4 protein-coding genes are annotated in these 5,335 nt (G+C 75.1%); all 4 read left to right on the forward strand.

The genetic code is table 11. The annotated features are described in order from the left end of the window. The first annotated feature begins 322 nt into the window (after positions 1-322). The 4 genes from ABZ385_RS09995 to ABZ385_RS10010 are packed head-to-tail and all read left to right on the forward strand — an operon-like array spanning position 323 to position 5,259. The gene (locus ABZ385_RS09995) at positions 323-2,116 is read left to right on the forward strand and encodes a fatty acyl-AMP ligase (RefSeq protein WP_358910759.1); all 1,794 of its coding nucleotides are present in this window, start codon (positions 323-325) and stop codon (positions 2,114-2,116) included. After that, positions 2,113-3,969, forward strand: a complete 1,857-nt coding sequence (locus ABZ385_RS10000; RefSeq protein ID WP_358910761.1) for an acyl-CoA dehydrogenase — start codon at positions 2,113-2,115, stop codon at positions 3,967-3,969. The genes ABZ385_RS09995 and ABZ385_RS10000 overlap by 4 nt, the downstream gene beginning before the upstream one ends. Further along, complete coding sequence (locus ABZ385_RS10005; RefSeq protein ID WP_358910762.1) at positions 3,966-4,889, forward strand: hypothetical protein; 924 nt, start codon at positions 3,966-3,968, stop codon at positions 4,887-4,889. The genes ABZ385_RS10000 and ABZ385_RS10005 overlap by 4 nt, the downstream gene beginning before the upstream one ends. 58 nt (positions 4,890-4,947) lie before the next feature. Then, entirely contained in the window at positions 4,948-5,259 is a 312-nt protein-coding gene (locus tag ABZ385_RS10010; RefSeq protein ID WP_358581378.1) for an acyl carrier protein, read from the forward strand. Positions 5,260-5,335: the final 76 nt, after the last annotated feature.

Consider the following 5,335-nt stretch of genomic DNA (forward strand, 5'->3'; position numbering starts at 1 on the left):
CGTGTATCAAATGCATGAGAATCCCGGAGTCGCGAAAAGGAGAGGAGTGGGGGAGGGGGGAGCGAAAAGGGCCCGGGCTTCGACTTTAGTGGCAGGAACGCCCTCCGGAGGCCGCCCCCGCTGGCCGGTACTGGCCTCGTGGACCCCCAGGAGACGTACGACTTGGGGGATTTGACCCCGTTGCGGCCGACGGTGGTGGCACGGGGTGCAGTTTGCTGTCAGGTGCCTTCCCGGCCCGATGACCCGCCTGTAGAAAGTGTCGCAGTGCCGGATCGGCGCATGGACCGGAAATTCGGGAAACGCGAAGGGCAGGGCCTCGAATATGGCGGATACAGTCACCGCCCTCAATGTCGTCGCGATACTTCGGAGGCACGCCGAGGAGCGGGCCGAAAAGCGCGCGGCGGCATTTGTGACCGACCCCGACCGCGAGGACGGGGTGCGGTGGCTGACGTACGCGGAGCTGGACCGTGCGGCCCGCTCCCTCGCCGTACGGCTGCGCGAGCACGTCGCGCCCGGCGACCGGGTGGTGCTCCTGTACCCGGCCGGACTCGCCTTCCTGACCGCGTTCTTCGGCTGCCTGTACGCCGGCGCCGTCGCCGTGCCCTCCTCCCTGCCCGGCCGCTACCGCCACGAGCGTCACCGGGTCAGGCGCATCACGGACGACGCGGGCGCCGCGGCGGTGCTCACCGACTCCGCCACCCGCGCGGACGTCGCGGACTGGATCGCCGAGGAGGGCCTCGGCCGGCTTCCCCTGCTGGTCACCGACGACGGCGCCGGTCCCGGCCCCGAGGGCTGGGCCGCGCCGGACGCCGACCACTCCACGCTCGCCGTGCTCCAGTACACCTCGGGGTCCACCGGCGACCCCAAGGGCGTGATGATCAGCCACGGGAACCTGCTGCACAACACCGACAACCTCGCCCGCCGCTTCGGCCTCGACGCGGGCACGCCCGGCGGCGGCTGGATCCCGCACTTCCACGACATGGGCCTCATGGGCATGATCATGCCGCCGCTGATGCTGGGCTCCGCCACCGTCCTGATGAGCCCCGGCACCTTCCTCAAACGCCCGCACCTGTGGCTGCGCATGATCGACCGGTTCGGCCTCGACTTCACCGCCGCCCCCGACTTCGCCTACGAGGTCTGTACGCGCCGGGTCACCGACGCCCAGCTCCAGGGGCTCGACCTGTCCCGCTGGCGGCACGCCGTCGACGGCTCCGAGCCCGTGCGCGCCGCCGTCCTCGAACGCTTCCAGGCCCGCTTCGCCGGCGCCGGGCTGCGCCCCGAGACCCTTTCGCCCAGCTACGGCATGGCCGAGGCGACCCTCTTCGTCTCCGGCGCCGTCGACATGCCGCCGAGTGCCCGCACGGTCTCGGCCGAGCGGCTGGAGCACCACGAGTTCGTGCCCGCCGCGCCGGGCGAGAGCGGCCGCGAGGTCGTCAACTGTGGCCCGCCGACCGGCGCCGAGGTCCGTGTCGTCGACCCCGCGACCCGCCGCCCGCTGCCCGACGGGACGGTCGGTGAGATCTGGCTGCGCGGCCCGGCCATCGGCCAGGGCTACTGGAACCGCGAGGCCACCAACGAGGCCGAGTTCCGCGCCACGGCCGCCGACGGCACGAGCGGCTACCTCCGCACCGGTGACCTCGGGGTCCTGCACGACGGCGACCTCTACATCACCGGCCGCATCAAGGACGTACTGAACCTGCGCGGCCGCAACCTCTACCCGCAGGACATCGAGCACGAACTGCGCCTCCAGCGGCCCGAGCTGGGCCAGCTGGCCGGCGCCTGCTTCGCCGTGCCGGGGCTGCGCGGCGACGACGAGGTCCTGGTCGTCACCCACGAGGTGCGCGGCATCAAGGACCCCGAGCGGCTGCGCGAACTCGCCTCCGGCATGCGGCTCGCCGTGGCCCGCGAGTTCGGCGCCCCCGTCGGCGCGGTGCTGCTGCTGCGACCGGGCGCGGTGCGCCGGACCACCAGCGGGAAGATCCAGCGCTCGGCGATGCGGGAGCTGTTCCGCGCCGGGGAACTCGAAGCGACCTACGCCGACTACGACACGAACCTCCTCGCGGAGCCGGCCGCGCCCCCCGCGGCCGCACCCGCAGCCGAGGGGGTACCGGCGTGACCACCACCGCCCCGCGGCCCGCGAGCGCCGCACCCGGCGCCGGGGCCACCGGTCCGGGACCGGTCGCCGAGCTGGTGGCCCTGCTCGACGGGCTCACCGGGCCCGGCCGGCCCTTCTCCGCCGAGGCGCTCGCCGCACTCGACCGGGCCGACGCCTTTCCCGAGGAGGCCTGCCGCGTCCTGGACGCCTTCGGCCTGCCCCGCTACTACGTGCCCGCCGAACACGGCGGCGCCCTGGACGACTTCACCGTCGTCATGCAGCTCCTGCGGGCCGTCGCACGGGTGGACCTCACGGTGGCCGCCGCGCACGGCAAGACCTACCTGGGCGCCGTGTCCACCTGGATCGCGGGCGACCCCGAGCGGGCCGCCCGCCTGGGGCGGCGCATCGCCGACAGCGCGGTCGTCTCGTGCGCCCTGACCGAGCGGCACCACGGCAGCGACCTGCTCGCCGGCGAGGTCGCCGCCCCGCTCTCCGGGGCCGGGGAACGCGCCCTGTCGGGCGAGAAGTGGCTCATCAACAACGTCACCCGCGCCGACCTCGTCACCGTCCTCGCCCGCACCGACGAGGCCGGCGGCCCGCTCGGCTTCAGCCTCTTCCTCATCGACAAGGAACGCCTCCCGACCGGGTCGTTCACCGACCTCGCCAAGGTCCCGACGTACGGCATCAGGGGTGCGGCCATCGGCGGCATCGCCTTCCACGACGCCCCGCTGACCGACGCCACGCTCGTCGGGGACGCCGGGCAGGGCGTCGAGCTGATCCTCAAGTCCCTGCACGTGACCCGCACGGGATGCGTGGCCATGTCCCTCGGCGCGGGCGACCACGCGCTGCGCCTCGCCGCCGACTTCGCCGCCCGCACCCCCGCGGGACCGGGCGGCCGCCTGACGGACCTTCCCCACGTACGCGAGGAGCTGGGCGAGGCCACCGCGACCCTGCTGCTCGCGGAGGCGACCGGCCTGGTGGCGATGCGTTCGGTGGCCGCCCTCACGGCGGAGATGAGCGTCGTCTCCGCGGTCGCCAAGGCCGCCGTGCCCGCCTACGTCGACGATCTCATCGCCCGACTGCTCCATCTGCTGGGCCCCTACGGGCTCGTCGGCCCCGGCGACCCGCACGGGGAATTCGCCAAGGTCGAGCGGGACCACCGCATCATCGGCATCTTCGACGGCAGCAGTCTCGTCAACCGCAACGCCCTGATCGACCAGTTCCCGAGCCTGGCCCGCGCCTACCGCAAGGGCCGCCGGGACGCGGCGGGCCTCGCCGCGGCGACCACGGTGGGGCGCTCGCCGGGGGCGTTCAGGCCCGAGGCCCTGAAGCTGATCTCCACCGGCGGCGTCTCCGTCGTCGCGAACCTGCCCACGGCCGTCGCCGAGGTGCGGGCCCTGGTGGCGGCGCACCGCGCCCCGGCCCGACTCGCCGCCCTCGCCGAACGGGTCGGCGCCGCCACCGACCGGCTCCACGAGGAGATGGCCGCCGCCCGCTTCGCACCGCGCGCCGTACCGGTCCTCGGCTTCGAGCTGGCCGAGCGGTACGAGCTGTGCTTCGGTGCGGCGGCCGCGCTGCACGTGTGGCTCCGGGCGGTGCCGACGGAGGGCGCCGCGAGTGGCGGCCCGGTGGACGACGCCTGGCTGCGGGGGTGCCTGGTCAAGGTGCTCACCGACCTGGGCGAGGAGGTCGACGCGGTGGACCGGCGGGTCCACGCCGAACTGGCCGACGCACTGCTCGCCCGCCCCGCCGGGCCCGGCGCGCCGTACTCGCTCCTCGACCGGCTGGGGGCGAGCGCCAACGTCACGGCCCCCGGCGCCGATTCCCTACCGGCCCCAGCCCCCGCCACCGCCCAGGAAGCGAGCGCCTCATGACCGGCACCGGCACCGGCACCCACGCCGGCTCCTTCGGCGGCACCGGCACCGCTCCCGCCGCCAGCACTGGCACCGCTCCCGCCGCGGCCGGTGCCGTCGAGGAGCGGCTGGGCGACCCCTTCGACGACACGAACCCGTACGGCTTCCGCGCGGTGCTCGCCGCCGACGAGGCCGGCCGGACCCCGCCCGGCGGCGACATCCTCACCTCGCTGGGTCTCGCGGGTGAACCGCCGGCGTCCGAAGCGCTGTGGCACGTCCTGCGCGCCCTGCACCGCCGGTCGCCCCGGGCGGCCGCCGGCCACCCGCCGACCGGCGCCGCCGCCGACGTCGTACGCCTCGGCGCCACCGCGGGCGCGCTCGACTCGGCGCTGCGCATCACCCTGCGGCACCTGCGCGCACGCCGGCTCTACGGCGCCGCGGCCATCGACATCCCCTACCTCCGCGCCCTCCTCGCCGGCGCCTACGCCGACCTGCTCCTGAGCGAGACGCTCACCGTCCTCGCCGTGCGCGGCGGCGACCCCCGGCCCGCCCTCTTCCTCGGCCCGCGGGTCCTGCAAGGGGCGCTGGACCGGCTGTCGGTCGTCATGGGCTCCCGCTTCTACCTCAGGGAGGGCGAACACGCGGTGTTCCAGGCCCTGTTGGGCCAGGCCCAGCGGGTCCTCTTCGCCCCCGGCGGCCCCGCCCGCCCGGCGGCCCCCGTCACCCCGGACGCCCTCCTGGCCACCCCCGAGGCCGCGGAGCTGTGCGACCCGCGGCTGCTGGCCGCCGCCCCCGGCCGCCGCCTCCTCACCAGCGCCTCGCGGCGGGTGCCCCAGCCGGCCGGCCCCGCCGCCGAAGGACTGCACGCACAGCTCGGCGACCGCTACGACGCGGGCCTCTCCTTCGGCCTCACCGGCCACCCGGTCCCCGACCGCCCCTGACCGCCCCGCCCCCGCACGCACGCACGGACGTGCCCCACCGACCCCGAGGAGCATCCCCATGCCGGAGACCGGCGTAGAACAGCCCGCCCCCGAGACCGCCACCGAGCCCCCCAGCGGGCACACCGCCGAGAGCCTGAGCGCCTGGCTGATCGACTGCGTCGCCGACCACCTGGAGCGGCCCGCGGCCGGCATCGACACCGGTGTCCCGCTGAGCGACTACGGCCTGGACTCCGTGTACGTCCTCGCGGTCGCCGCCGAACTGGAGGACCACCTCGACATCTCTCTCGACCCGACCGTGATGTGGCACAACCCGACCATCGACGGTCTCAGCAAGGCCCTGGTCGAGGAACTGGCCGCGCAGAACGCCTGACCGCCCCGCCTCACCCCGCCCCGCCGCTCGCCCCGCCGCTCGCCATCCCGCAGAACCGAGAGAGGACCGCCTCTTC

The sequence above is a fragment of the Streptomyces sp. NPDC005898 genome (assembly GCF_040629635.1).
Lineage (GTDB): Bacteria > Actinomycetota > Actinomycetes > Streptomycetales > Streptomycetaceae > Streptomyces.